Here is a 23,797-nt window from a genome sequence, read left to right on the forward strand (position 1 = left end):
CCGGCCCGGCGCGGGCGCGGCGCTCGCCGGCGCGGACGGGCAGCCACGGCCCCGCGGCCGGCCCCGCATCCGAGTTCAGGGAAGGACGAAGCAAACACATGGAGGACGGCGAAAACCTCCGCCCCGCCCGCGGCGAGGCCGCGCGCGACCGCTACGACCCGCTGAGCCTGGCCCTGCACTGGGCCACGGCCGCCCTGGTCCTCGCCTGCTTCGCCCTCGCGCTCTGGCCCGACCTGATGAAGGGCTCCGCCTCGCTGCACAAGAGCCTGGGCCTCGCGCTCCTCTTCGTCGTGCCGGCGCGGCTCGCCTGGCGGCTGACCGGCGGGCGCGGCGGGGGCCGGCCGGACGGCAGCGGGGACGCCCTCACCTACGCGGCCAAGGCCGTGCACGGCGCGCTCTACGCCGCGCTGCTGGCGGTGCCGCTGCTGGGCTGGCTCCACCTGAACAGCAAGGGCATCGGTGTCGGCATGTTCGGGCTTTCCATGCCGATGCTGGCCGACGCCGACCGCGAACTCGCCCGTTCCCTGTTCCAGGCGAAGCGCTGGCTCGCCTACGGCATGCTGAGCGCCATCGGCTTCCACGCCACGGCGGCCCTGGCGCACCACTACGTGCTCAAGGACGGCGTCCTCGCCTCGATGCTGCCGGGCGGCCGCGCGCCGGACCGGCGAGGCGAGGCCGCCGCGCCCCGCCCCGGGCCGGACGCCGCCGGCGGCGACGCGGAAGCGAAGGGGATGGCCTGAGTCCGGGTCCGTCCGCGGGACGGCCGAGAACCCGGCCGCCCCGCCAGCGCCTCAGTGGTTGTGCCGGCTTTCCCCGCGCGTCTCCAGGATGTTGAGGTAGAGCGTCGCCGGCTCCAGGCAGGCGCCGGTGCCGAGCTGGCCGACCATGCTCCGCTGGATCTCCTCCCAGGGCGTCTTGTTGACGAGCTGCGGCGGCTTCCACGCCGCGCGCCGCGCCGCCAGCTCCGCTTCCGGGATCAGCACGTCCACGCGCCGCTTGTTCAGGTCGATGCGGATCGGGTCGCCCGACTTCAGCAGCGCCAAGCCCCCGCCCACCGCCGCCTCCGGCGAGACGTTGAGGATGGACGGGCTGCCGGAGGTGCCGCTCTGCCGCCCGTCGCCCATGGTGGGCAGCGTGTCGATGCCGGCCTTCAGCAGCGCGGCCGGCGGCTGCATGTTCACCACCTCGGCGCTGCCGGGATAGCCGACCGGGCCGCAGTTGCGGATGACGAGCACCGTGCGCTCGTCGATGCCGAGCGAGGGGTCCTCGATGCGGTCGTGGTAGTCCTCCGGCCCCTCGAACACCACCACGTGGCCCTCGAACACGCCAGCCGGGCTGGACAGGAAGCGGTTGTAGAATTCGCGGTCGATGACGCTGACCTTCATCACCGCGCTGTCGAAGATGTTGCCCGACAGGATGGCGAAGCCGGCGCGCTCCTTCAGCGGCTTGGCGTACGGGCGGATCACCTCGCGGTCCACCACGACCACCGCGCGCTCCGCGTCCTCCGCGATCGTGCGGCCGGACACGGTCCTGGCGCCGCCGTGGATCTTGCCGGCCCTGTGCAGCTCCAGCATCACGGCCGGCACGCCGCCCGCGCGGTGGAACGCCTCGCCCAGGAAGCGGCCGGCCGGCTGGCAGTCCACCAGCAGCGGCACGTCGTGGCCGATGCGGTCCCAGTCCTCGATCGCCAGCTCCACGCCCATGTGCCGGGCGATGGCGAGGAGGTGCGGCGGGCAATTGGTGCTGGCGCCGAGCGCGCTCGCCGCGACGATCGCGTTCTCGAAGGCCTCGCGCGTCATGATGTCGGAGGGGCGCAGGTTCTCGCCGACCATCTCCACGATGCGCCGGCCGGTCTTGTAGGCCATCTGCCCGCGCTCGCGGTAGGGCGCGGGGATGGCGCCGCAGCCCGGCAGCGACATCCCCAGCGCCTCCGCCAGGCAGTTCATGGACAGCGCCGTGCCCATGGTGTTGCAGTGGCCGACGCTGGTGGCGCTCGAGGACACCAGCTCCATGAAGTTGTCGTAGTTGATTTCGCCGGCCGCCAGCATCTTGCGCGCCTTCCAGACGATGGTGCCGCTGCCGGTCAGGAGCCCCTGGTGGTGGCCGTCCAGCATCGGCCCGCCGGAGAGCACGATGGCCGGGATGTTCACGGTGGCCGCGCCCATCAGGCAGGCGGGCGTGGTCTTGTCGCAGCCCGTCGTCAGCACCACGCCGTCCAGCGGGTAGCCGTGCAGCACCTCCACCAGCGACAGGTAGGCGAGGTTGCGGTCCAGCGCCGCCGTCGGGCGCTTGCCCGTCTCCTGGATCGGGTGGATCGGGAACTCCAGCGCCAGCCCGCCCGCCGCGGTGATGCCGTCCCGCACCCGCTTCGCCAGGTCGAGGTGGTGGCGGTTGCAGGGCGCGATGTCGCTGCCGGTCTGGGCGATGCCGATGATCGGCTTGCCCGATTGCAGCTCGCCCCGCGTCAGGCCGAAGTTGAGGTAGCGCTCGGCGTAGAGCGCGGTCATGCCCGGGTCTTCCGGGTCGTCGAACCAGCGCTGGCTGCGGAGCTTGAACTTCTTCCTGGTCTGGTCGCTGCCGGCCATGTCGGTTTCCTCGTCCCGGCGCGGAAGCTGCGAGCGCGGGGCCGGGGCTGTCAACGGCCGCGCGGGGCCGCCCCCGCCCGCTTCGGCGGGCGGGGGCGGCAAGGCGTTCGCTTCAGCCCAGCGAGGCCATGATCTCGCGGTAGGCCGCTTCGGGGAACGCCTTCATCGTCCTGGTGCGCACGGAGCCGAGGCTGCCGAGTGCCAGCGTGAACCGCGCCGCCACGGCGTCGTCCGGCGTTTCGTAGATGAGCACCATGTCGTGCTCGCCCATGGTCATCCAGAAGCCGGCGAAGCGCCCGCCCATCTCCTCGAGCTGGCGCTTGGCCGTGTCGAGCCGCCGCGGCGACTCGCGGATGGCGCGCGCGCCCTGGTCCGTCCAGTTACCGAACGCGATGTAGGTCGGCATGGCCGTTCTCCCTTTCCCCGGCCTTCGATGGACCGAGGAACGGGAACAATGCCATGAAACGGCCCGGGGCGGTGGCGGTGAAGGCGAGGTTGTCGTAGGCGTTGTCCGCCACGCGGAACCATTGGAACTGCTCGTTCCGCCAAGGTTTGTAGCTGTCCCAGGCCTTGCGGAACTGCGGGTTGCGCGCCGCGGTCTCTTCGTGAAGGGCGTGCGCCTCGCGCCACGCCGCTTGCAGCACCTCCCGCGGCCAGGCCCGCAGCTGCGCGCCGCCCGCCACCAGGAGGCGCAGTGCCGGCGGGTTCCGGGCGTCGTAGCGGGCGGACTGGTCCACGTCGATCTCGGCGCTGGCGACCTAGACCGCGTTGCGGTAGTGCGCCGGCAGCGCCTCCCAGGCCCGCAGGTTCACGATGAGGCCGCCGCGCGAGGACGGCTCCCAGAAGCCGGGCGCGTCGTAGAAGCGGGCGACGCGGTTCAGCCCCACTTTCTCGTCGTCGTAGGGGCCGATGAACTCGGCGGCGTCGATCACGCCCCGCTCCAGCGAGGGGTAGATGTCGCCGGGCGCGATCTGCGTCGCCAGCACGCCCATCTGCTCGAACACGTTGCCGGCGATGCCGGACACGCGGAACTTCAGCCCTTGCAGGTCCCGGAGCGAGCGGACCCCGCGGCGGAACCAGCCGACCATCTGGGTGCCGGTGTCCCCGAAGGGGGGAAGGCGGCGCTGAAGGGGCGGAACACCTCCTGCGCCAGGGCCATTCCGCCGCCGTAGCGCAGCCAAGCCGACGTCTGCCGGGGCGTGAGGCCGAAGGGCACGCAGGTGAAGAAGGCCAGCGCCGGCCCCTCGCCCACGTAGAACAGCGCGGGGTGTGGCCGCATTCCACCGTGCCCGCCTGCACAGCGTCCAGCACCTGCAAGCCCGGCACGATCTCGCCCGGCGGAAAGGGCGTGATCCGGAAGCGCCCGTCGGTGAGCTGCGCGACCCGGCGGCCGCGCTGCTCGCAGGAGCCGAACAGCACGTCGAGGTTGCGCGGGAACGAGCTGGGCATCCGCCAGCGGATCTCGGGGTTCTGCGTCTGCGCGAGCGCGGGCGCGGCCAAGGCGGCGGCACCGCCGCTACCGGGGGCGCCCAGGAACACTCTCCGGTCCATGATTGTCCTCCGTCGTCGTCGTTGCGGCGGCGGAGGAGGAGGAGGAGGAGGAGGAGGAGGAGGAGGAGGGAGCATGCAACAAAGCCGGTGGCGGCGCACAGTAGAATCCGCGGCGGCTTGGCACGGGCCGGCCGAGCTGCTGCCCTGTCCGGCGCGGCCGCCACGCGGCCGCCGCTTCCGGGCCTTCAAAACGCCCCCAGGCGCCGGTATGCCCGTCGTCGTTGCGCCGGGTCCGGCGCGTCGCGCGGTGGGAGGTTCGCATGCTCGGTCGTCGCGCCGCCGTCTTCGGCGCGTGCGCGTTGTGCGGGTGCTCGGGCGCGGTCCACCGCCTGCCCGGCGTCGGCGCCGGCCAGTTGGGCCTCGCCTCCACCGAGATCGCCGCCGGCGCCTTGCCGGCGCGGCGCGCCGTCACGGACGGGGAGGTGCTCGCCACCCTGCGCGCCGCGCAGGCCCGCCTCCTCGGCCCCGCCACCGGCGTGTGCCGCGAGATCGGCGCCGGGACGTGCGAATGGCGCTTCCGCGCCACCGGGGACAGGTCGATGAACGCGTCCGCGATGGGCGACGGCCTCATCGTGGTCAACCGCGGCATCGTCGAGTACGCCCGCTCCGAGGACGAGGTCGCCTTTGTCCTGGCGCACGAAATGGCCCACCACGCGGCCGACCACGTCCGCCGGGCGGGCCGCAACACGACGGTCGGCGCGGCGCTCGGCGGGCTACTGCTCGGCGGCTTGGCCGCAGCGGCGGGGGCGTCGTCCGTCGCGGGGGACGCGGCGCAGGCAGGGATGCGGGCGGGCGCCGGCATCGGGCGCCTCTCCTTCAGCAAGGAGCAGGAGCGGGAGGCTGACTACATCGCCGCCGTCATGCTGCACCGCGCGGGGTACGACCTGCGGAAGGCGCGCGGCTTCCTCGTGACCATGGCGCGCGCCTCCACCCGGCGCGAGACCGGGATGCTGGACACCCACCCGGCCGGCCCCGAACGCCTCGCCGCCTACGACCGCGCCGTCGCGGAAGTGCTCGCCAGCGACGGCCGGCTCCCCGCGCGCGCCTAGCGCGGGGCGCACCCGCGGAAACATCACGGGCGCCGCCCCGCCGCGTCCGCTATGCAGCCGCGATGGACGGGACGCTGGCACACCGCCGGGCGACGGCGGCGCGCGGCGCGGCGCCGAGGGGACGGGCCTGGGCCGCGGAGGCCCGGGCCACGATGGCCCTCGCCTGGCCGATCGCGCTCACCAACCTCTCGGGCGTCGCCCTGCTGCTGACGGACACCATGATCGTCGGGCGCCTCGGGGCGGAGGCGCTGGCCGCCGTCACCATCGGCAGCAACCTCTACTGGGCGGTGCAGGCGCCCACCTTCGGCATCGCGCTGGCCGCGGCGCCGCTGCTGGCGCAGGCGCGCGGCGCTTCGCGGCGGACGGACGGCGCGGCGCGCCGCGGCTGGATGCGCGAGATGCGCCGCAGCGCGCGGCAGGCGCTCTGGGCCGTCATGGCCCTGACCCTGCCGACCTGGGCGCTGCTCTGGCACGCGGAAGCGCTGCTGCTCGCGGCCGGCCAGCAACCCGCCGTCGCGGCGATGGCGGCGGATTACCTGCGGGCGTTCATGTGGGGGATGCCATTCTTCGGCGCCTTCATCGTGCTGCGCGGCTTCCTCGCGGCGATGGAGCAGCCCGGGCCGGCGCTGCTGGTCGCCTTCGGCGGCGTCGGCGCCAACGCCCTGCTGGTCTGGTCGCTGGTGTTCGGCGCCTTCGGGGCGCCGCGCCTCGGGGTGGCGGGCGCCGGGCTGGCGAGCTTCCTGGTCAATCTGCTCATGCCGCTCGCCCTGCTGGGCCTGATCGCCAGGGACCGGCGGTTGCGGCGCTTCCGCCTGCTCGGGCGCTTGTGGCGGCCGGACTGGCCGCGCTTCCGGGAGGTGTTCCGCGTCGGCCTGCCCATCGCCGGGCAGATGTGGCTTGAGATCGGCCTCTTCGCCGGCGCCGCGCTGGTGGTCGGCCTCCTCGGCGCGGTGCCGGTGGCGGCTCACGCGGTCGCGGTGCAGGCGGCGACGGCGACCTTCATGGTGCCGCTCGGCATCGGGCAGGCGGCGACGGCGCGGGTCGGCCTCGCCGCCGGCGCGGGCGACATGCCCGGCGCGGCGCTGGCCGGCTCGGTCGCGGTGGCGCTCGGCACCGCCTTCATGGCGGTCATGGCGGCGGGCATGGTGGCGGGCTCCGGCGCCCTGCCCTGGCTGTTCCTGTCCGCCGCCGACCCCGACGCGCCCGCCGTCGCGGCCCTCGGGGCGACCCTGCTGGTGATCGCCGGGCTGTTCCAGTTGGCGGACGGCGTGCAGGTGGTCGCGGCGGGCGCGCTGCGGGGCCTGCGGGACACCCGCGCGCCGATGCTCTTCGCCGCCCTGGGCTACTGGGGCATCGGCCTGCCGGTCGGGCTGCTGCTCGGCTTCCCGCTCGGCCTCGGGGCGGCCGGGATCTGGACCGGCCTGGCCGCCGGGCTGCTGGTGGTGGCGGCGCTGCTGTTGCGGCGGTGGCGGCGGCTGGCGGGGGCGCCCCCCGCGCCCGGCTGAAGGAGGATCAGCGCCGGCCGAGCCTCTCCCGCCCGTGCGGCGCGGCGAAGTCGAGGACGGGGCCGAGGGGCACGATGCCGGTCGGGTTCACCGTGCGGTGGCTCTCGTGGTAGTGCCGCTTGATGTGCTCGAAGTTCACCGTGCCGGCCACGCCGGGCGTTTGGTAGATGTCGCGCGCGTAGGCCCACAGGTTGGGCATGTCCACGAGCCGGCGGATGTTGCACTTGAAGTGGCCGACATACACCGGGTCGAAGCGCACCAGCGTCGTCCACAGCCGGATGTCGGCTTCCGTGAGCGCGTGGCCCATCAGGAAACGGCGGTCGGCCAGCCGCGCGTCGAGCCATTCCAGCGTCTCGAACAGCGGCCGGACCGCCTCCTCGTAAGCCTCCTGCGTGGTGGCGAAGCCGGCCTTGTACACGCCGTTGTTCACCGTGTCGTAGACGCGCGCGTTGACCGCGTCGATCTCCGCCCGCAACGCCTCTGGGTGGTGATCGCCCGGCTCGGCGCCGACGCCGTCGAACGCCGAGTTCAGCATCCGGATGATCTCGGACGACTCGTTGGAGACGATCGTGCGCTCCCGCTTGTCCCACAGCACCGGCACCGTCGCGCGCCCCGAGTAGCGCGGGTCGGCGGCGGTGTAGACCTGGTGGAGGAAGGCGGCGCCGTTCACCGTGTCGGGCACCACGCCCGGCCCTTCGGCGAAGGTCCAGCCGTCCTCGCGCATCAGCCAGTGGACCACGGAGACGGAAATCGCCTCTTCCAACCCCTTGAGCGCGCGCATGATGAGCGTGCGGTGCGCCCAAGGGCAGGCGAGGCTGACGTAGAGGTGGTAGCGCCCCGGCTCGGCCTTGAAGCCGCCGCGGCCGGTCGGGCCGGGCGCGCCGTCCGGCGTCACCCAGTTCCGGAAGGCGCTGTCCTTGCGCACGAACCGGCCGCCGCTCGCGGCCGTGTCGTACCACTGGTCGCGCCAAACGCCTTCGACGAGCAATCCCATCCTGCGGCTCCTCAGATCGGCTTCAGACGCGCTTCGATCTCCGCGCGCCGCCCTTCGAGGAAGGGCGGGAGCGAGAGGCTCTCGCCCAAGGACTCCAACGGCTCGTCCACGGCGAAGCCCGGGCCGTCGGTGGCGATCTCGAACAGGACGCCGCCAGGTTCGCGGAAGTAGAGGGAGCGGAAGTAGTGCCGGTCCACCGGGCCGGAGTTGCGGACGCGCAGGGAGGACAAGCGCTCCGCCCAAGCACGGTACTGCGCCTCGTCCGCCGTGCGGAACGCGACGTGGTGGACGCCTCCCGCGCCGGGACGGGCCGGCGGCAGGTCCGGCCGCACGGCGACGTGCAGTTCCGCCGCGGGGCCGCTGCCGCCCTCGCCCATCCCGTAGACCTGGACCTCGCCGTCCGCGTTCGCGTAGGTCCGCGCGCGGCGCATCCCCATCACCCCGGTCAGCACGGCGTCCGTGGGCCCGAAGTCGGGCACCGTCATCTCCACCGGCCCGAGGCCGCGGATCTGGCGCTCAGGCGGCACGGGGCTGCGGTCCCACGGCTCGCCCCCGCCCGTCCCGCCGTCGTCCACCAGGCTGAGCCGCTGGCCTTCCGGATCCTCGAAGTCGAGCACCAAGCGCCCGTCCCGCTCCGCGACGGCGCCGTGCGGCACGTCGAGTCCGCGGAAGCGCCCCGCCCACCAGTCGAGGGCTTCGGCGCCGCCCGACACGCGCAGGCCCGTGCGGGTGACGCTGTTGTTGCCCCTCCGCTCGCGGCCGACCGGCCAGTCGAAGAAGGTGATGTCCGAGCCCGGCGAGGCCAGCCCGTCCCCGTAGAACAGGTGGTAGGCCGCCGTGTCGTCCTGGTTCACCGTGCGCTTCACCAGGCGCATCCCGAGCGCCCGCGTGTAGAAGCGCAGGTTGCCGGGCGCGTCGGCGGAAACGGCGGTGAGGTGGTGCAGGCCGGTGAGGGCCGGCGCCGGCGCGTCGCTCATGACCGACTCTCCTGCCCGACCTGGTCGGCCTGGCCCTGCTTCGTCTCGGTGATGCGCGCGGCCTTGAGCGCCCGCGCGACGAAGGCCACGCGCCGGCCCTGGAACCGCGCCACCTCCAGGTCGTCGTCGGTGGGCGGCTTCGCCTCGTTGAACGACACGGCGGAGGCGCCGTAGGGCGTGCCGGCCTTGTACATCGCCGGGTCCGCGTAGCCGAGCGGCACGATGACGAGGCCGAGGTGCGCCATCGGGTTGTAGAGCGAGATCAGCGTCGACTCGTTGCCGCCGTGCGGCGTGGAGGTGGTGCCGAACACCGACCCCGCCTTGCCGTTCAGCTTGCCCTGGGCCCACAGCCCGCCGAGGCCGTCGATGTAGGCCTTCAGCTCGGACGCCACGGAGCCGAAGCGCGTCGGCGTGCCGAACACGATGGCGTCCGCCCATTCGGCGTCGGCCTCCGTGGGCGCCTCGTACCTGGCGTTCATGGCCTCCGCCTGCTCGCGCCAGCCCTTCGCCTTGGCCATGACCTCGGGCGGGACGACCTCGCGGGCGCGGCGCAGCCGAACCTCGGCGCCGGCGGCGCGGGCCCCCTCGGCCACGGCGTTGGCCAGCGCTTCGGTGACGCCGGAGCGGGAGTAGAACGCGATCAGCGCCTTGGTTTGTTCGTCGGCGGTCTGGGACATGGTTCGGTCCTTCCAAAAAGGCCAAGCGCCGCAGGGCGCCCGGCGGTTGCCCACCATCTGGCCGTTCCAAGGCGCGCCCGGAACCGCCATCACTGGCACCGTACTGTTGCTACAAGGGGAACGCGCGCGGGTGGACGGCGAACTGGACGGCATCCGGGCCTTCGTGGCCGTGGTCGAAACGGGCGGTTTCAGCCGCGCCGCCGCGCGCCTCGGCTTGGCGAAATCCATCCTCAGCCGGCGCGTTTCGCGCCTGGAAGCCTCGCTCGGCGGCGCGCGGCTCCTGGCCCGCACCACGCGGGGCGTCTCCACGACCGAGGCCGGCGCCGCCTTCCACGCGCGCTGCGTCCGCGTGCTGGCGGAGCTGGACGAGGCGCGGGAGGAGGTGGCGGGCCGCGAGGGCGGCGTGGCCGGCACGCTCCGCATCGCCGCGCCGCTCTCCTTCGGCATGGCGCACCTCGCGCCGGCGCTGGCGCGCTTCGCCGCCGACCACCCGCGGGTCGCGCTGGACGTGTCCTACAACGACCGGCCGGTGGACCTGGTCGGCGAGCGGTTCGACGCGGCGGTGCGGATCGGCACCCTCCCGGATTCGGGCCTCGTCGCGCGGCGCATCGCCCCGGTGCGCTTGGTGGCCGTGGCGAGCCCGGCCTACGTCGAACGCCGCGGCGCGCCCGCGCGGCCGGAGGACGTGGCGGCGCACGATTGCCTCGTCTACTCCGCCACGCCGAACGGGGGCGAAACCTGGCGCTTCCGCACCGGCCGCGGCGTCGTCGCCCTCCGCCCGCACGGCCGCTTCCGCGCCGACAACGGCGAGGCGTTGATGGTGGCGGCGCTCGAAGGATTGGGCATCGCGGTGCTGCCCACCTTCCTGGCGGGCGGGTCGCTCGGCAGCGGCGCGCTCCTGCCGCTGCTCGAAGCCTTCCCGATCCCGGAGCACGGCCTGCACGTGGTCCGCCCGCCCGGCGGCCCGGCCCCGGCGCGGCTGCGCGCGCTGATCGAGTTCCTGGCGGCGCGCTTCGGCCCGGAGCCCTACTGGGACCCGTGCTGGGGCGTGCGGGCGGCAGGCGGGGCGGAAGCCACGGCGTTCAGCGCCGAACCGACAGCGCGCGAGTCAGGACGGCCGTGAAGCCGCCGAACGAGGCGACTTCCCAGCGGGCGCGCCAGAACAGAGCCGTGCAACCCGCGGCCGCCGGCCACCCGGCGTACTCCTTAGCGGCGATCTCCCGGCCCACCCTTCCGTGGGACAGGAGCCCGCCGTCGGCGCCGGTCCAGTTGGCGACCCGCACCTTGCTCGCCGCGAGGCTGCCGTCCCGGCCGACCGCCTTGTCCACGAGCGCCACCTCCGCCGCCGCGCACGGGTCCAGGCGCCCGGCCCAGGCGAGCGGGACGAGGAAGACGACAGCAGCCAGACCCGCCATGCCCAGCGCAAGCCAACGCCCCGGACGCGATCGCCAGCGGATGCGCACGAAACGCGCCGCCCGCGGGTTCGGCGGCCGATTCCGCGCGACGCGCCCCGCCGTTCCCCGCAACACACCGGCGCGCGCAGGAGGTTCGGGTTTGGGCTTGGCGTCCATCCACGCCCGGTAAGCCTTGCCGCCACCCGACCATGCATCGCCGGGGCCGACCGGCGGATGGCGCCTCCTCAACCACCAATCGTCGGGGTTCGTGTTCATGGGCCCGTCCTCCGGACGCCCACTATCACACTCGCACCAGTTTTGCTACGATTTCAAAACATAATTTGCCCCGTGGCCCGCCCCTCAATCCGCCTCCGGCGGGATGACGTTGGTGCGCAGCCCCTCCACCAACACGTCGCGCATGGTCTCCGCGCTCTTCAGCCGTATGTCGTCCCAGGCCTCGGGCGTGTGGAAGGCGATGTGAGGCGTGATGACCACCCGGCCGACCGTCCAATCCTCCCGCGCGCGGTAGGCGCGGAGCAGGCTCGGCAGCGGCTCGCGCGGCGGCTCTTCCGGCACCACGTCGAGGCCGGCGCCGGCGACGTGGCCGTCGCGCAGGCACCGCTCCAGCGCGTCGACGTCGAGGATCGGGCCGCGCGCGGTGTTCACCACCACGGCGTTGCGCGGCAAGAGGCGCAGCTCGCGCTCGCCGACGAGGTTGCGCGTCGCGCGCGTCAGCGGCGCGTGGATGGAGAGCACGTCGGACTGGGCCAGCAGCTCGTCGAGCGTGCGGGCGCGGGCGATGCCGAGCGCGCGGTCGGCGCCGTTGGGCAGGTGCGGGTCGTGGAACGCCACGCGGTAGCCGAGCGCCTTGGCGCGCAGCGCCGCCGCCGTGCCGATGCGCCCCAGGCCGAGGACGCCGAAGGTCTGCGCCTCCTGCCGGCGCACCAGGGCCGAAGGCACCACCGTCCAGGGCGCGGGCGGGTCGGCGCGCTGGGTGTCGTGGTAGAGCAGCAGGCCGCGGCGCAGGGCGAGCGCCAGCAGCACGGCGAACTCCGCCACCTCCTGCGTGCCGTAGTCCGGCACGTTGCAGACCGTGATGCCCCGCGCGGCGCAGGCGGCGCGGTCCACGCGGTCGTAGCCCACGCCCATGCGGACCACGACCTTGAGCCTCGGGAAGCGCGCGAGCTGGTCCGCCGGCACGGGCATCCGCAAGGTCATCAGCCCGTCGGCCTGGGCGCACAGGTCGTCCGGCACCTCGTCCAGGCCGGATTTCGCGCCGCCTTGCAGGACGCGCACGCCGGCGCCGAGCACGCGCCGCTCCAGTTCGCAATCGGGGTAGAGGCCTTCGGGTTCGAGGACGGCGAAGGACGGCATGTCGTTCCTTGTCTGCATCGGGCGGCGCCGGCGCGCGCGCGGGCGCCGCCCGTTCTCTCAAAACAGCGCCGAGGGCGCCACGGTGCTGCCGGTGCCGCCCTGCACCTTGAGCGGCTGCACCATCAGCGCGAACTCGCGTTCCCGCCGCTGCGCGAGCCGGTCCAGCTTCATGTTCTCCAGCAGGTGGACGCCGTTTATCACGAGCGCGATCTGGTGGACCGGCAGCGACGCCTCCGGCATGGTCTTGCTCGGCGCGCACTCCACCGGCCAGTTGTCGGCGCCCATCAGCATCGGGTTGCGCTGAATCACCCACTCGGCCGCCGCCACGCCGATGCCCGGGCAGCTCCGCACGTAGCGCGCGTTGTCGCGGCCCCACAGCGTGCCCCAGCCGGTGTGGAAGATCACCGCGTCGCCTTCCTCGACGCGGCTGTTCTGGCGTTGCAGCGCCTGCTCGATGTCGGCCACCGTGATCTCGTAGTCGTCGCCCAGCACCGGCACGCCCTTCAGCCCGGCGATGTCGAGCAGGACGGCGCGCGTGAAGATGGTGCCCACCGTGTCCACGCCCATCTCGCGGAAGCCGTTGCGGCTGGCGATGGAGGGCACTTTGACGCAGTTGTAGGTCTCGTCGCCGATGGTCTGGTGCGGGAACATGTCGAGCTGCGTGCCGACCTGCCCTATCTCCGTGACCACCAACTCCTCGTTGGAGCCGCGCTGGTTGGCCTGCGGGTTCGGGAACTGCTGCTTCAGGTGGACGTCGAAGCGGCGCGTGCCGAAGAAGGGCATGGTCTGCGCCAGCGTGTGCCCCAGCTCCACGATTTCGCCGGTGCGGATCATCGCCGCGGCCTTCTTGGCGCGTTCCGGCGTCATCAGGTTCATGGAGCCGCGCCGGTCAGTCGGGCCCCATTTCGAGGGGCAGCGCTGCGCGGACGCGGGCGGGCGCCAGCCACCGCCGCCGGCGGGCGCCTGCTGCGCCTGCACCGGCGTCGCGCTGAACCCGAGGTGCGCGGCGCCGCAGGCGATGCAACCCGCGGCCCCGAACAGGCCGCGTCTCGACAACAACTTCATGCCGTCCCCCCCGATGCTACAGTCTCTCGTGGCGACGGCGCGCCGTCGCGCGGCGAGCCTTGCACGGAAACGAGAACGTGGCGACACCCGAACAACGGCGGCGGATACTGGTCACGGGGGCGGCGAGCGGGATCGGCGCCGCGGCCTGCCGCGCGCTGGCCGGTCCCGGCTCCGCCATCCTGGTCCACACCCGCCGCAACCGCGAGGGCGCCGAACGCGCGGCCGAGGCGGTGCGGGGGCGCGGCGGCGAAGCCCATGTGCTGCTCGCGGACCTCGCCGAGCCGGGCGCGCCCGAGCGGTTGGTCGCGGGGGCGGCGGAGGCGCTGGGCGGCCTGGACGCGCTGGTCTCCAACGCCGGCTTCGCCGACCGCACGCCGGTCGCCGAGCTGGACGACGCCGGCTTCGCGCGCAGCCACGACGCGATCGCCTTCGCCTTCCTCCGCCTCGCCCGCGCCGCCGCGCCGCACCTGCGCGCGGGCCGCGACCCGAGGCTGGTCGCCGTGTCCTCCTTCGTGGCGCACGTGTTCCGCCCCGATGTGCCGGTGTTCCCCGCTTCCGCCGCGGCCAAGGCGGCGCTGGAGGCGCTGGTGCGCGCGCTGGCGGTAGAGTGGGCGCCGCGCGTGACGGTCAACGCCGTGTCGCCCGGCTTCACGCGCAAGGACCCGGGCGCGCACCACGCGGTCGACCCGAGGGGGATGGAGGAGCGGACCAAACGCATCCCGCTCGGGCGCGTGGGCGAGCCGGACGAGGTGGCGGCGGCCATCGCCTTCTTGTGCTCGCCCGGCGCGGCCTACATCACCGGGCAGGTGCTGCGCGTGGACGGGGGGCTCACGGCTTGATGCGGTCGGTGTCGCTGGCGCTGCTCGCCGCGCTCGGGATGGCGGCGGCAGCCGGGCGCGCGCAGGACCTCGCCGGGCACGGCGGCCCGGTGCGCGCGCTGGCGGTGCTGCCGGACGAGCGCCTCGCCTCCGCCGGCTTCGACCATTCGGTGATCCTGTGGGACGCCGCCGCCGGGCGGGCGCGCCACGTTTCCCGCTGGCACGGCGGTTCGGTGAACGCGCTGGCGGCGCTGCCGGGCGGCGGCGTCGCCAGCGGCGGCGAGGACGGCCGCGTCGCGGTCTGGCCGCCGGGCGGCGCCCCGGAGCCGTCGCGCGTGCTGGAAGGGCACGGGGCGCCGGTGGCCGCGGTGGCGGCCGGGCCGGACGGCGCGCTCGCCTCGGCCGGGTGGGACGGCACGGTCCGCGTCTGGGCCGGGGACGGCTCAGCGCGCGTTTTCGCGGGCCACGCCGGGCCCGTGAACGGGCTGGCCTGGGCCGGGGCGGGATGGGTCAGCGCGGGCTACGACGGCACGGTGCGGCTGTGGGACGCCGCGACGGGCGAGGGCCGCGTGCTGGCCGAGTTCGGCCTGCCGCAGAACGCCGCGCTCGCGCTGCCGGACGGCACGGTGGCGAGCGCGGGGGTGGACGGCGCGGTGCGCCTGGTCGCGCCGGATGGCGCGGTGCGCGAGTTGGCGGCCGGCAACCGCCCCGTGGTCGGGCTCGCGGCCTCGCCGGACGGCGCGGTGCTGGCCACGGCTTCCATGGGCGGCAGCGTGGGCATCTGGTCGGTGGCGGAGGCGCGGCTGCTGCGCACCCTGGAAGGGCCGGGCCTGCCGGTGTGGTCGGTGGCCTTCGCGCCGGACGGGCGCACCCTCTGGACCGGCGGGCAGGACCGCGTGGTGCGACGGTGGGACGCCGCGACGGGCGCCCCGCTCGGCCCGCTGGCGTCCGGCGCCGACGCGGCGGCGACCGCGGAAGGCGGCGGCCTCGACCCGCACGGCGCGCGCGTGTTCCGCGCCTGCGCCGCCTGCCACGCGCTGACGCCGGAGGGCGGCGCCAACATGGCCGGGCCGAGCCTGCACGGGCTGTTCGGCCGGCGCATGGGCAGCCTGCCGGGCTACCGCTACTCCGAGCGGCTGTCGCGCGGCGACATCGTGTGGACGCGGGAGGCGGTGGCGGACCTGTTCACCCGCGGGCCGGACGTCGTCGTGCCGGGCACGACCATGCCGGTGCAGCGGGTGGAGGAGGCCGGGGACATCGCGGCGCTGCTGCGGTTCCTGGAGCAGGCGACGCGCTGACCGGGAAAGGCGTCCGGCCCAGGGGAAGCTTGCGCGCGTCCGGGCGCCCTGGCCGGCCCGCCTCATGTTCCGGAACCTCACCATTACGCGATTGCAAAATTCGTCGCTTAGGTTCAAGTTCCTCCCACGTAATTCTACGTACCGGCTCAGGAGAGAACGTGGCCACCATGAACCGCCGCGGCGCCATCGCCGCGACCGCCGCCCTGCTCGCCGCCGCGCGCGCGACCGCACCCCGCGGCGCCTTCGCCCAGGGGTCCACCGTCCCCGAGGCGAAGAAGGCCGTCCTAGGATACATCGCCCTGACGGACGCCGCCCCGCTCGTCATCGCCAAGGAAAAGGGCCTCTTCGCCAAGCACGGGATGCCCGAGGTCGAGGTGCGGAAGCAGCCGAGTTGGGGCGCGGTGCGCGACAAGCTGGTCCAGGGCGGCGCCGGGGGCGGGATCGACGGCGCGCACATCCTGACGCCGATGCCCTACCTCCTGCACGCGGGGCGCATCACGCCGGACAACAAGCCGGTGCCGATGGCGATCCTGGCGCGGCTGAACCTCAACGGCCAGGGCATCTCGGGCGCGGGCATGAACGCGGCGCTCGGCGTCCGGCTGGACGCCGGGAAGCTGAAGGACGCGCTCACGCCCGAGAGCAAGGTCGCCATGACCTTCCCGGGCGGCACGCACGACCTCTGGCTGCGCTACTGGCTCGCCGCCGGGGGCATCAACCCCGCCAAGGACCTGAAGACGATCACGGTGCCGCCGCCGGAGATGGTGGCCAACGTCAAGACGGGCGCGATGGAGGCCTTCTGCGTCGGCGAGCCCTGGAACGGCCAGTTGGTGAACCAGCGCGCCGGCTTCACCGCCGCCATTACGGGCGAGCTGTGGAAGGACCACCCGGAAAAGGCGCTGGCGATGCGCGCCGACTGGGTGCAGGCCCACCCCCGCGCCGCGGAGGCGCTGACGGCCGCCGTCATCGAGGCGCAGCGCTGGTGCGACGAGGCGGCGCACAAGGAGGAGCTCTGCTCCATCGTCAGCCGCGAGGCCTGGTTCAACGTGCCCGTCGCCGACATCCTCCCCCGCCTGCGCGGCGAGGTGAACTACGGCGACGGCCGGAGCGCGACCAATCCCGACCTCGCCATGAAGTTCTGGCGCGACCACGCCTCCTACCCCTTCCGCAGCCACGACCTCTGGTTCCTCGCCGAGAACGTGCGGTGGGGCCACCTGCCGGCGGGCGCGGACCTCAAGGCGATGGTGGAGCAGGTGAACCGCGAAGCCGTGTGGCGGGCCGCCGCCGAGCGCGCCGGCGTGAAGGCGGCGGAGACGCCGCGGGGCACCAGCCGCGGCACCGAGACCTTCTTCGACGGCAAGACCTTCGACCCCGAGAACCCCTCCGCCTACCTCGCGTCGCAGCCGATCAAGAACGCGGCCTGAAGCGGGGCGCGCCTGGCCCTCCCAGGCCAGGCGCGCCATTGATCCAACGCAAGGCGCCCCCGCCGGCCCGCCCCCAGAATGCGGTCGTCATGACCGAGGAGGCCGCCGACATGGGCCCTGGATCGCTGCGCGCGCGCGACGTGATGACGACGGGGGTGGTGACGGTGCCGCCCGACACCCCCGCCCCCGCCCTCGCCCGGCTGCTCGCCGACCGCGGCATCTCGTCGGCGCCGGTGACGGATGCGGAGGGCCGGCTGCTCGGCATCGTGACCGAGGCCGACCTGCTCCGCCGCCTCGCCGGCGCCGAGGAGAAGCCGGCGGGCTGGCTGCGCGGCTTCTTCAGCAACCCCGACCGGGAAGCGGCGCGCTATGCCCGCACGCACGGGGCGGCGGCGCGGGACATCATGACGGCGAAGGACCTCGCCACCGTGGACGAGGACACCACCGCGGAGCGCTGCGCCCGCCTGATGGAGGAGCGCCGCGTCAAGCGCCTGCCGGTGCTGCGCGACGGCCGGCTCGCCGGCGTGGTGTCCCGCGCGGACCTGTTGCGCGCGGTGATGGAGCCCCCGGCCAAGCTCGGCGCCGCCGACGCCGAGGCGGCCGCGGCGCGCGACGCCCGCATCCGCGCCGCCTTGCGGAAGGAGATGCGCGCGCAGCCCTGGACGGGCGGCCAGTACGCCTTCGCCGACGTGCAGGACGGCGTGGTGGCGCTGCACGGCTTCGCCCGCTCGGACGAGGTGCGCCGCGGCCTGCGCGTGCTCGCGGAGCGCATCGAAGGGGTGGAGCGCGTGGAGGACCGCATGGTGGACGCGCCTGTGCTCTGGCCGAGCCAGTACATCTGAGCGCCCTCTCCGGCGGCCTGGGCGGGGCTACTCCATGATGTCCTCGTTCCAGACCTCCGGGCGCTCGGCCTGGAAGCGCCGCATCAGCGCCTCGCAGCGGCGGTCGCCGAGCACCACGACCTCGACGCCGCGCGAGCGCAGGAATTCCTCGTTGCCGCCGAAGGTGGCGTTCTCGCCGACCACCACGCGCGGGATGCCGAACTGCACGATGGTGCCCGCGCACATCATGCAGGGGCTGAGGGTGGTGTAGAGCGTCGTGCGCCGGTAGCCCCGGCGGCGCCCGGCGGCGCGCAGGCAGTCCATCTCGCCGTGGGCGATCGGGTCGCCTTGCTGGACCCGCCGGTTGCGCCCGGTGGCGACGACCGCGCCGTCTTCCACCAGCGCGGCGCCGATGGGCACGCCGCCCTCGGCGGCGCCGCGTTCCGCTTCCGCCAGGGCGGCCGCCATTATGGCGAGGTCAGCGCCGGTGGGTCCGTCCGGTTGGTCGTCCATGATCGTGCGGGTTCCCGTCCTTCGCAGTGAAGAACATCCTCACCCGCCATGCCGCGGCGGTCCATGATGCCCGGCACCCACCCTCAACGGCGGAGGGGCCGGCCCGCGTGTGGGCCGGACGCGGCGGCGTCTGGGGACGAGCGCACCGGAGCGGCGCGAGGGCGCGGACTCTCGTTCGTTCATTCAGCATTGATTTTCATCAATGACCGCCGCTGGCCCAGGGGTTCTCCTGCTCACGACGGACTAGGAGGGGATCATGGGTGTTCTGGACACACTGAAGAAGTTCGGCGGCTGCGCGGGCGGGGTGCAGATCTACTTCGCCGCGAAGAAGGCCGCCGAAATAGCCAACCTCGGCAGCCCGCGTCGGACGTTGAAGCCGAGGACGGTGAGGCTGCTGGGGCCCCTCCTCCCCAAGCTGAATTTCGGAAAGGCCGGCTTCCACGTGAACGCCACGCTCCCGGGCGCGTGGTACAATCCCGACGTGGACGCGATGACGTTCGGCCACACGGTCTATTTCAAGCACAGCGGCATCCAGAAAACCCAGGCGGGGCTGCGGCTGCTGGCGCACGAACTGACCCACACCGACCAGGTCAGGCGACGGAACAACGACGAGGACAAGTTCGCTTGCGACTACGGGGTCGGCTACCTGGAGGCCGGCAGCTACGAGGGAAACCCCCTCGAAAGGGAGGCCCGGGCGGTGGCGAACAGCCGCCCGCTCACCATTCCCCCGGCCAATACCTGGAGCGCCAGCACGCCGTCGGCGCTCAGTTCCCCGGCCGAACCCGGGAAGGACCCTGCGACGGCCCCCGCGGCGGCCGGCGATCCGTCCGTCTATGCGCGCGGCTACTACCGACACCTCGTGTACCGCGACGTCCAAGGACATATCCAAGAGCTCTTCTGGGACGGCGCCTGGCACCACCATGACCTGACGCGCGCGACCGGCGCGCCGCCCGCCGCCGGCGACCCGTTCGGCTACGCGCTCGGCGACACCCAGCACGTGGTGTTCCGCGGCGCGGACGGCCGCATCCACGAGCTGTACTGGAACGGCGGGTGGCACGCCGGCGACCTCAGCGCCCGCACCGGCGCGCCGCCTGCCGCCGGCGAGCCGCACGGCTACGCGCTCGGGAAGACCCGGCACATCGTTTTCCGTGGCACCGACGGCCGCATCCACGAGCTCTGGTGGGACGGGACCTGGCACCCCGCGGTGGACCTCTCCGCCCGCACCGGCGCGCCGCCCGCCGCCGGCGACCCGTTCGGCTACGCCCTCGGCGACACGCAGCACGTCGTGTTCCGCGGCACCGACGGGCACGTCCACGAGCTCTGGTGGGACGGCACATGGCACCCGGCGGTGGACCTCTCCGCCCGCACCGGCGCGCCGCCGGCGGCCGGCGAACCCCGCGCCCACACGCTGGGCCGCACGCAGCACATCGTTTTCCAAGGCACGGGCGGCCGCATCCACGAGCTCTGGTGGGACGGCACATGGCACCCGGCGGTGGACCTCTCCGCCCGCACCGGCGCGCCGCCGGCGGCGAGCGACCCCTTCAGCTACAGCTTCATCGGCGGGCAGCACGTGGTGTTCCGCGGCAAGGACGGGCACGCCCACGAGCTCTGGTGGGACGGCACTTGGCACCCGGCGGTGGACCTTTCCGCCCGCACCGGCGCGCCGGGCGCGGCCGGGAAGCCCGCGGGGTACACGCACTTCGAGGCCCAGATCCTCGCCCACAGGGACGGCGGCGGCCGCATCCAGGAGCTGTTCTGGGAAAGGTTCGATTAGCGGCTGACGCGACGAGCGAACGGGAGGGACCGGCGATGGTGCGACTGGGAGAACCGAGCCTGACCACGGCGGCGCCGCCACTTTCGGACGAGGACCGCGACGTGCTGATCAGGACCGTCTACGGCGAGGCCCGCGGCGAGCCGGAGGAGGGCCAGATCGCCGTCGTGCACGTCATCCGCAACCGGGCATTGCGGCGGGGGACGTGCGCCGCCGCCGAGTGCCGGCGCCCGTGGCAGTTCTCCTGCTGGAACGCGGACGACTTGAACTGCTCGACGCTGAGGGACCTGCCGCCCGACCGCCAGGGCTACAGGAAGATCGCCGCCGTCGTCGAGAAGGCCTGGGGCATGCCGGACACCACCGGCGGCGCGACTCACTACTACGCGCCGATCGGGATGCACGGGCGCGTGCCGTCGTGGGCCGTCGGGGCCACGGAGACCGCGCGCATCGGCCGGCACATCTTCTTCAAGGAGGTGGCCTAGCCGGCGGGTGCGGGAAGCGCCGGCGGGGGTCCGCGCCTTCCCTGGCCGGTTGACGGGACGAGTCGCCGCTCCGTTTCGTCGGCCGTCGCGCTCCCGCCGCCGGAGAGGCCGCAACGGGGGTGCGGATGCCCCTGCTCGGCGGCGCCACGTCCCAATCTCCTCGGATGTAAGAGGCTCCAATGCGACATTTCCCGGGTAGCTTGTCACCTTGCGCGAAAGTCGCGCTGGCCGTCCTTGCGCTCGGTTTCGCCGAGGCGACCTCCGCCTTGGCGGAGACCGCGAACGCCACCGGCGCGACGCAGGCCAACACAAGGATAATACTACTGGACCCTGCTTGGCTCCGCTTCACGGCCATAACGTTTCTCATAGTCTTGATCGGCGGCTTGTTTCTTCTGCTTCTCCGCTGGTACAACAAAATCGAACAGTCTGGGTACTTCGCCGGCATCTACGGAGATGCCGTCCGCAACTACGAACACGAGCGCCGCAGCGGTCCCATACGCGAGAAGTGGCTGAGGGGCGTTTACGTCGAAGAGTTGCTGGAGGCCGTGAGCGAGCGGGCCAAGGAGTGGTCGGCCGAGCACAAAACCCCGCGCGCCGGTGACCATCTCTTGAAGCTGGCCCACGAGCTGGATGAGACACGGACGAGCTATCCCAAGCCCAGCAGCGTGGTAGACGAGATTGAGCGCTCAACGGCAAGCCGTCTCAGGATGATGGCGCGTGTAGAACGCTTGGCCCACAGCGGAGACGGGTTCGACCCTTGGCGCAGCGATCCGACGGCAAATCCCTTTCGGACGCCCCCCCCTGGCCTGATGCATGGAGGAGGTGGCCCGGGATACGGAGGTCAGACCCGAGGTTCTGACCAAGACGGTTTCACCACTCTCGATGACCCCCTCAAAAGGGGCGAGCATGCAAACAAGCCTCCCGAAGTGAAGGGGAAGGAGAATGACTTTGCGGAACGTCTAAGAGCGTTCCAGAAGGATGTAAGAGCGTTCGAGAAGGATGTGGATCAATGGGTCGATCGCGCCTCGGCATGCGTACGCGAATGGTATCGGAACGACCTGGCACATGCCGAGCGGGAGGCCAGCGACGCTTTGCACGACGTATTGGAGGTTGACTTCTCGGCCATACGGGGCCGCGGCCCGGAGTTCATCCTCGAGTTCACCACGATCGTCATTATAATCTTCGCGGCGACGATCCTCGGCCTTGGTGCGGTCCTCGACAGCCAGCAGATAGGGACCTTGCTGGCGGCGATCGCCGGGTACGTCCTTGGCAAGGGTGTGTCGCGCAGCCGTCAGAGCCCCGGCGAAACGCGCGCCCTTCCGTCGCCCACGCAGGCCGCAGCGGTGGCGGAGGGCGGGAAAACACGGGCGGTGGCCGGGAAAGGCGCCGCTTAGCGAAGCGGCGTCCTCCACCGCCGAACGGCAGGAGCCGGGCGCAGGGCGCCGGCCGTCGCCGGATGGGGGCGGACGGCGCGTCTCACTCCAACGCCCGCATCGGCCGCGCGATCGCGTCCGCCTTCACGACCTTGCCCACCGCGTTCCAGCCGCGCTCGTACTGCGGCGGCGTGTCCAGCGCCTCCGTCCGGCCGAGCGCCGCCGCCGCGCGCAGCGGCCAGTAGGGGTCGCGCAGCAGGGCGCGGGCCAGCAGCACCATGTCGGCGCTGCCTTCGGACAAAACGGCTTGGGCCTGCTCCGGCTCGGTGATCATGCCCACCGCGGCCACCGCCACGCCGGCGCCGCGACGCACCGCGTCGGCGCCGGGCACCTGGTAGCCGGGGCCGACCGGGATCTTCTGGCGCGGGTCGTTGCCGCCGGAGGACACGTCCAGGAGGTCCACGCCGAGCGCCTTGAAGCGGCGCGACAGCTCCACGGTCTCCTCCGTGGTCCAGCCGCCCTCCACCCAATCGGTGTGGGACACGCGGACGGCCAGCGGCACCTCGTCCGGCAGCGCGGCGCGCACCGCCCGCGCCACCTCCAGCGGCAGGCGGGCGCGGCCGTCGAAGTCGCCGCCCCAGGCGTCGTTGCGGCGGTTCGACAAGGGCGACAGGAACTGGTGCAGCAGGTAGCCGTGCGCGGCGTGGATCTCCACCACCCGGTAGCCAGCGGCGACCGAGCGGCGGGCCGCGTCGGCGAAGGCTCGGACGGTGGCGGCGATGTCGCCCTCGCCCATGGCGCGCGGCTCGGCGTAGTCGCCGAAGGGCAGCGCGCTCGGCCCCGCCGGCACCCAGCCGGGCACGGCGCGGCCCTCTTCCCACGGCGCCCGGCGGCTGGCCTTGCGCCCCGCGTGGGCGAGCTGGATGCCGGGCACCGCGCCCACCGCCGCGATCGCGGAGGCGAGCCGCGCGTGCGCCGGGAGTTGCGCGTCCTCCCAGATGCCGAGGTCGGCGGGGGTGATGCGCCCTTCCGCCGTCACCGCCGCCGCTTCGGTGAACACCAGGCCGGCGCCGCCCACCGCGCGGGAGAGCAGGTGCGCGAAGTGCCATTCGGTCGGCACGCCGTCGCCGGCGCAGCAATACTGGCACATCGGCGCCACGCCGATGCGGTTGCGGAGGCGGACTCCGCGCAGTTCGAAGGGCGAGAACAGGTCGGTCACGAGCGGGGACTCCCGGCGTCATAGGGGGCGGCGGGGCTCTCGCCCCAGGGCGGCAGGCGGCCGAGCCGGTTCTCGAACACCGCGAACCAGACCGGGCCGCCGGGCGGCGGCGGGAGAAGATAGCCGGAGCCGTCCGCGGGGAAACGGGTGCGCACCACGGCGTCGCCCAGGTTGCCGCCGACGGCCAGAACGTGGCCCGGCCCCGCCTCCACCACGATGTCGCAGTGCATGGGCCGGAAGCGGCCGCCATCGGCGGCGCGCTGGCGCCAATGGGCGATGGGCGCCTCGGCGCTCCGGTCGGCGCAGACGAGGTCGCCGGGGCGCGGCGCATAGGCCCCGGGCTCGCGCGGCACGAAGGGCGCGAGGGCGGGGAAGCGCTCGGCGTCGCGCACCAGCGCGTCCACGTAGCCGGAATGCGCGGCGTCCGGCGGGAATTCGCGCCGGTCCACCCCGGCGGCGCGGAGCACGAAGGAGACGAAGGCGGCGGACCACGCCGGCTCCCGCCACAGCTCGGCGGCGGCGCCGGCGCGGCCGGACAGGGCGGCGGCGTAGAGCGCGCGGTTGCGCGCCACGGCTCCCCCGTCGTCCCCCAGCGCGCGCCAATAGGCGAGGACGCGGGGGAAGTTGGCCGGGTCCGCCTCGGCCGGGGCGGACGCGGCGGGCGGAGGCGTCGCGCCCGGCGTCCGCTCGCGCCGGCCCCAGTCCTCCCACTCCGCCAAGGCGATCCGCAGCATCCGTTCCCGCGCGGCCGGCGGGTAGGGCAGCGGCGGCCCCGGCGACGGGGGCGCGACGGCGGCGCAGGCGGCGAGGAGCGAGCCGAGGAGGAGGACGCGCCCGGCGGCCCTTGCGCCGCGCCTGGAACGAAGGGCGCGCGGCCGCGATCGTGGGCGGATTTTGAAACGAAACATCG

Annotated in this window: 25 protein-coding genes; 11 read left to right on the forward strand and 14 right to left on the reverse strand. The window is 73.6% G+C overall.

Annotated features, from left to right (window positions below):
* The first annotated feature begins 98 nt into the window (after nucleotides 1-98).
* Entirely contained in the window at nucleotides 99-740 is a 642-nt protein-coding gene (locus ABD067_RS18540; RefSeq protein WP_343896855.1) for a cytochrome b, read from the forward strand.
* Between the two features lie 51 nt (nucleotides 741-791).
* Here ABD067_RS18540 and ABD067_RS18545 read toward each other — a convergent pair whose 3' ends face one another.
* From ABD067_RS18545 to ABD067_RS18565, 5 genes are all read right to left on the reverse strand, one after another.
* Entirely contained in the window at nucleotides 792-2,585 is a 1,794-nt protein-coding gene (locus tag ABD067_RS18545) for an IlvD/Edd family dehydratase (RefSeq protein WP_343896856.1), read from the reverse strand.
* A gap of 112 nt (nucleotides 2,586-2,697) precedes the next feature.
* Nucleotides 2,698-2,991, reverse strand: coding sequence for a GYD domain-containing protein (locus tag ABD067_RS18550; protein WP_343896857.1), 294 nt, complete (start codon nucleotides 2,989-2,991; stop codon nucleotides 2,698-2,700).
* The gene (locus tag ABD067_RS18555) at nucleotides 2,966-3,322 is read right to left on the reverse strand and encodes a type 2 periplasmic-binding domain-containing protein (protein WP_343896858.1); all 357 of its coding nucleotides are present in this window, start codon (nucleotides 3,320-3,322) and stop codon (nucleotides 2,966-2,968) included. The genes ABD067_RS18550 and ABD067_RS18555 overlap by 26 nt, the downstream gene beginning before the upstream one ends.
* A gap of 21 nt (nucleotides 3,323-3,343) precedes the next feature.
* Nucleotides 3,344-3,673, reverse strand: a complete 330-nt coding sequence (locus ABD067_RS18560; protein ID WP_343896859.1) for a hypothetical protein — start codon at nucleotides 3,671-3,673, stop codon at nucleotides 3,344-3,346.
* Nucleotides 3,619-3,864: a hypothetical protein gene (locus ABD067_RS18565; protein WP_343896860.1), complete on the reverse strand. Its 246-nt coding sequence runs from the start codon at nucleotides 3,862-3,864 to the stop codon at nucleotides 3,619-3,621. Before ABD067_RS18565 ends, ABD067_RS18560 begins: the two co-directional genes overlap by 55 nt.
* 532 nt (nucleotides 3,865-4,396) lie before the next feature.
* On the opposite strand from ABD067_RS18565, the gene ABD067_RS18570 reads away from it, so the two are divergent.
* On the forward strand, nucleotides 4,397-5,185 hold the full coding sequence (locus ABD067_RS18570; RefSeq protein ID WP_343896861.1) for a M48 family metallopeptidase: 789 nt from the start codon (nucleotides 4,397-4,399) through the stop codon (nucleotides 5,183-5,185).
* A 152-nt stretch (nucleotides 5,186-5,337) separates the two neighbouring features.
* A complete protein-coding gene (locus ABD067_RS18575) occupies nucleotides 5,338-6,690 on the forward strand; it encodes an MATE family efflux transporter (RefSeq protein ID WP_343896862.1) in 1,353 nt (450 codons plus the stop codon).
* A 7-nt stretch (nucleotides 6,691-6,697) separates the two neighbouring features.
* Here the strand turns inward: ABD067_RS18575 and ABD067_RS18580 are convergent, their stop codons facing one another.
* The 3 genes from ABD067_RS18580 to wrbA are packed head-to-tail and all read right to left on the reverse strand — an operon-like array spanning nucleotide 6,698 to nucleotide 9,338.
* Nucleotides 6,698-7,684, reverse strand: a complete 987-nt coding sequence (locus ABD067_RS18580; RefSeq protein WP_343896863.1) for a glutathione S-transferase family protein — start codon at nucleotides 7,682-7,684, stop codon at nucleotides 6,698-6,700.
* 11 nt (nucleotides 7,685-7,695) lie between these two features.
* The gene (locus ABD067_RS18585; protein WP_343896864.1) at nucleotides 7,696-8,661 is read right to left on the reverse strand and encodes a ring-cleaving dioxygenase; all 966 of its coding nucleotides are present in this window, start codon (nucleotides 8,659-8,661) and stop codon (nucleotides 7,696-7,698) included.
* Nucleotides 8,658-9,338: an NAD(P)H:quinone oxidoreductase gene (gene wrbA, locus ABD067_RS18590; RefSeq protein ID WP_343896865.1), complete on the reverse strand. Its 681-nt coding sequence runs from the start codon at nucleotides 9,336-9,338 to the stop codon at nucleotides 8,658-8,660. Before wrbA ends, ABD067_RS18585 begins: the two co-directional genes overlap by 4 nt.
* 130 nt (nucleotides 9,339-9,468) lie before the next feature.
* Here wrbA and ABD067_RS18595 point away from each other — a divergent pair, with 130 nt between their 5' ends.
* On the forward strand, nucleotides 9,469-10,461 hold the full coding sequence (locus ABD067_RS18595) for a LysR family transcriptional regulator (RefSeq protein ID WP_343896866.1): 993 nt from the start codon (nucleotides 9,469-9,471) through the stop codon (nucleotides 10,459-10,461).
* Here ABD067_RS18595 and ABD067_RS18600 read toward each other — a convergent pair.
* The 3 genes from ABD067_RS18600 to ABD067_RS18610 all read right to left on the reverse strand — a co-directional run bounded on the left by ABD067_RS18600 (nucleotide 10,421) and on the right by ABD067_RS18610 (nucleotide 13,162).
* Nucleotides 10,421-10,753, reverse strand: a complete 333-nt coding sequence (locus ABD067_RS18600) for a hypothetical protein (RefSeq protein ID WP_343896867.1) — start codon at nucleotides 10,751-10,753, stop codon at nucleotides 10,421-10,423. The genes ABD067_RS18595 and ABD067_RS18600 overlap by 41 nt on opposite strands.
* Nucleotides 10,754-11,092: 339 nt before the next feature.
* Entirely contained in the window at nucleotides 11,093-12,124 is a 1,032-nt protein-coding gene (locus ABD067_RS18605; RefSeq protein WP_343896868.1) for a C-terminal binding protein, read from the reverse strand.
* 39 nt (nucleotides 12,125-12,163) lie between these two features.
* Complete coding sequence (locus ABD067_RS18610) at nucleotides 12,164-13,162, reverse strand: cyclase family protein (RefSeq protein ID WP_343896869.1); 999 nt, start codon at nucleotides 13,160-13,162, stop codon at nucleotides 12,164-12,166.
* Nucleotides 13,163-13,248: 86 nt separating this feature from the next.
* Between ABD067_RS18610 and ABD067_RS18615 the strand changes: the two genes are divergently transcribed.
* The 4 genes from ABD067_RS18615 to ABD067_RS18630 all read left to right on the forward strand — a co-directional run bounded on the left by ABD067_RS18615 (nucleotide 13,249) and on the right by ABD067_RS18630 (nucleotide 17,550).
* On the forward strand, nucleotides 13,249-14,010 hold the full coding sequence (locus tag ABD067_RS18615; protein WP_343896870.1) for an SDR family NAD(P)-dependent oxidoreductase: 762 nt from the start codon (nucleotides 13,249-13,251) through the stop codon (nucleotides 14,008-14,010).
* A complete protein-coding gene (locus ABD067_RS18620) occupies nucleotides 14,010-15,287 on the forward strand; it encodes a hypothetical protein (RefSeq protein WP_343896871.1) in 1,278 nt (425 codons plus the stop codon). The genes ABD067_RS18615 and ABD067_RS18620 overlap by 1 nt, the downstream gene beginning before the upstream one ends.
* Before the next feature lie 167 nt (nucleotides 15,288-15,454).
* Nucleotides 15,455-16,708 (forward strand): CmpA/NrtA family ABC transporter substrate-binding protein, encoded by a 1,254-nt coding sequence (locus ABD067_RS18625; protein WP_343896983.1) that lies wholly within the window; start codon nucleotides 15,455-15,457, stop codon nucleotides 16,706-16,708.
* A gap of 89 nt (nucleotides 16,709-16,797) precedes the next feature.
* Nucleotides 16,798-17,550: a CBS domain-containing protein gene (locus ABD067_RS18630; protein WP_343896872.1), complete on the forward strand. Its 753-nt coding sequence runs from the start codon at nucleotides 16,798-16,800 to the stop codon at nucleotides 17,548-17,550.
* 27 nt (nucleotides 17,551-17,577) lie between these two features.
* Here ABD067_RS18630 and ABD067_RS18635 read toward each other — a convergent pair whose 3' ends face one another.
* The gene (locus tag ABD067_RS18635) at nucleotides 17,578-18,042 is read right to left on the reverse strand and encodes a nucleoside deaminase (protein ID WP_343896873.1); all 465 of its coding nucleotides are present in this window, start codon (nucleotides 18,040-18,042) and stop codon (nucleotides 17,578-17,580) included.
* A gap of 256 nt (nucleotides 18,043-18,298) precedes the next feature.
* Here ABD067_RS18635 and ABD067_RS18640 point away from each other — a divergent pair, with 256 nt between their 5' ends.
* The 3 genes from ABD067_RS18640 (at nucleotide 18,299) to ABD067_RS18650 (ending at nucleotide 21,689) form a co-directional block, all read left to right on the forward strand.
* The gene (locus ABD067_RS18640; protein WP_343896874.1) at nucleotides 18,299-19,816 is read left to right on the forward strand and encodes an eCIS core domain-containing protein; all 1,518 of its coding nucleotides are present in this window, start codon (nucleotides 18,299-18,301) and stop codon (nucleotides 19,814-19,816) included.
* A gap of 35 nt (nucleotides 19,817-19,851) precedes the next feature.
* Nucleotides 19,852-20,295 carry a cell wall hydrolase gene (locus tag ABD067_RS18645; RefSeq protein WP_343896875.1) on the forward strand — a complete coding sequence of 148 codons (444 nt, stop codon included), beginning with the start codon at nucleotides 19,852-19,854 and terminating at the stop codon, nucleotides 20,293-20,295.
* A gap of 266 nt (nucleotides 20,296-20,561) precedes the next feature.
* Nucleotides 20,562-21,689 (forward strand): hypothetical protein, encoded by a 1,128-nt coding sequence (locus tag ABD067_RS18650; protein ID WP_343896876.1) that lies wholly within the window; start codon nucleotides 20,562-20,564, stop codon nucleotides 21,687-21,689.
* A gap of 82 nt (nucleotides 21,690-21,771) precedes the next feature.
* Here the strand turns inward: ABD067_RS18650 and ABD067_RS18655 are convergent, their stop codons facing one another.
* Entirely contained in the window at nucleotides 21,772-22,887 is a 1,116-nt protein-coding gene (locus ABD067_RS18655; RefSeq protein WP_343896877.1) for an NADH:flavin oxidoreductase/NADH oxidase, read from the reverse strand.
* Nucleotides 22,884-23,795, reverse strand: coding sequence for a DUF2272 domain-containing protein (locus ABD067_RS18660; RefSeq protein ID WP_343896878.1), 912 nt, complete (start codon nucleotides 23,793-23,795; stop codon nucleotides 22,884-22,886). Before ABD067_RS18660 ends, ABD067_RS18655 begins: the two co-directional genes overlap by 4 nt.
* Nucleotides 23,796-23,797: the final 2 nt, after the last annotated feature.

This window comes from Craurococcus roseus, assembly GCF_039523795.1.
Lineage (GTDB): Bacteria > Pseudomonadota > Alphaproteobacteria > Acetobacterales > Acetobacteraceae > Craurococcus > Craurococcus roseus.

Bases quoted from the DNA above. Each gene is read 5' to 3' on its own strand.
- ABD067_RS18630 (WP_343896872.1), top strand. From the start codon at position 16,798: ATGACCGAGGAGGCCGCCGACATGGGCCCTGGATCGCTGCGCGCGCGC.
- ABD067_RS18560 (WP_343896859.1), bottom strand. From the start codon at position 3,673: ATGGTCGGCTGGTTCCGCCGCGGGGTCCGCTCGCTCCGGGACCTGCAA.
- ABD067_RS18585 (WP_343896864.1), bottom strand. From the start codon at position 8,661: ATGAGCGACGCGCCGGCGCCGGCCCTCACCGGCCTGCACCACCTCACC.
- ABD067_RS18545 (WP_343896856.1), bottom strand. From the start codon at position 2,585: ATGGCCGGCAGCGACCAGACCAGGAAGAAGTTCAAGCTCCGCAGCCAG.
- ABD067_RS18640 (WP_343896874.1), top strand. From the start codon at position 18,299: ATGGGTGTTCTGGACACACTGAAGAAGTTCGGCGGCTGCGCGGGCGGG.
- ABD067_RS18580 (WP_343896863.1), bottom strand. From the start codon at position 7,684: ATGGGATTGCTCGTCGAAGGCGTTTGGCGCGACCAGTGGTACGACACG.
- ABD067_RS18605 (WP_343896868.1), bottom strand. From the start codon at position 12,124: ATGCAGACAAGGAACGACATGCCGTCCTTCGCCGTCCTCGAACCCGAA.
- wrbA (WP_343896865.1), bottom strand. From the start codon at position 9,338: ATGTCCCAGACCGCCGACGAACAAACCAAGGCGCTGATCGCGTTCTAC.
- ABD067_RS18625 (WP_343896983.1), top strand. From the start codon at position 15,455: ATGAACCGCCGCGGCGCCATCGCCGCGACCGCCGCCCTGCTCGCCGCC.
- ABD067_RS18635 (WP_343896873.1), bottom strand. From the start codon at position 18,042: ATGGACGACCAACCGGACGGACCCACCGGCGCTGACCTCGCCATAATG.
- ABD067_RS18575 (WP_343896862.1), top strand. From the start codon at position 5,338: ATGGCCCTCGCCTGGCCGATCGCGCTCACCAACCTCTCGGGCGTCGCC.
- ABD067_RS18565 (WP_343896860.1), bottom strand. From the start codon at position 3,864: ATGCGGCCACACCCCGCGCTGTTCTACGTGGGCGAGGGGCCGGCGCTG.
- ABD067_RS18620 (WP_343896871.1), top strand. From the start codon at position 14,010: ATGCGGTCGGTGTCGCTGGCGCTGCTCGCCGCGCTCGGGATGGCGGCG.
- ABD067_RS18550 (WP_343896857.1), bottom strand. From the start codon at position 2,991: ATGCCGACCTACATCGCGTTCGGTAACTGGACGGACCAGGGCGCGCGC.
- ABD067_RS18645 (WP_343896875.1), top strand. From the start codon at position 19,852: ATGGTGCGACTGGGAGAACCGAGCCTGACCACGGCGGCGCCGCCACTT.
- ABD067_RS18570 (WP_343896861.1), top strand. From the start codon at position 4,397: ATGCTCGGTCGTCGCGCCGCCGTCTTCGGCGCGTGCGCGTTGTGCGGG.
- ABD067_RS18660 (WP_343896878.1), bottom strand. From the start codon at position 23,795: ATGTTTCGTTTCAAAATCCGCCCACGATCGCGGCCGCGCGCCCTTCGT.
- ABD067_RS18540 (WP_343896855.1), top strand. From the start codon at position 99: ATGGAGGACGGCGAAAACCTCCGCCCCGCCCGCGGCGAGGCCGCGCGC.
- ABD067_RS18600 (WP_343896867.1), bottom strand. From the start codon at position 10,753: ATGGCGGGTCTGGCTGCTGTCGTCTTCCTCGTCCCGCTCGCCTGGGCC.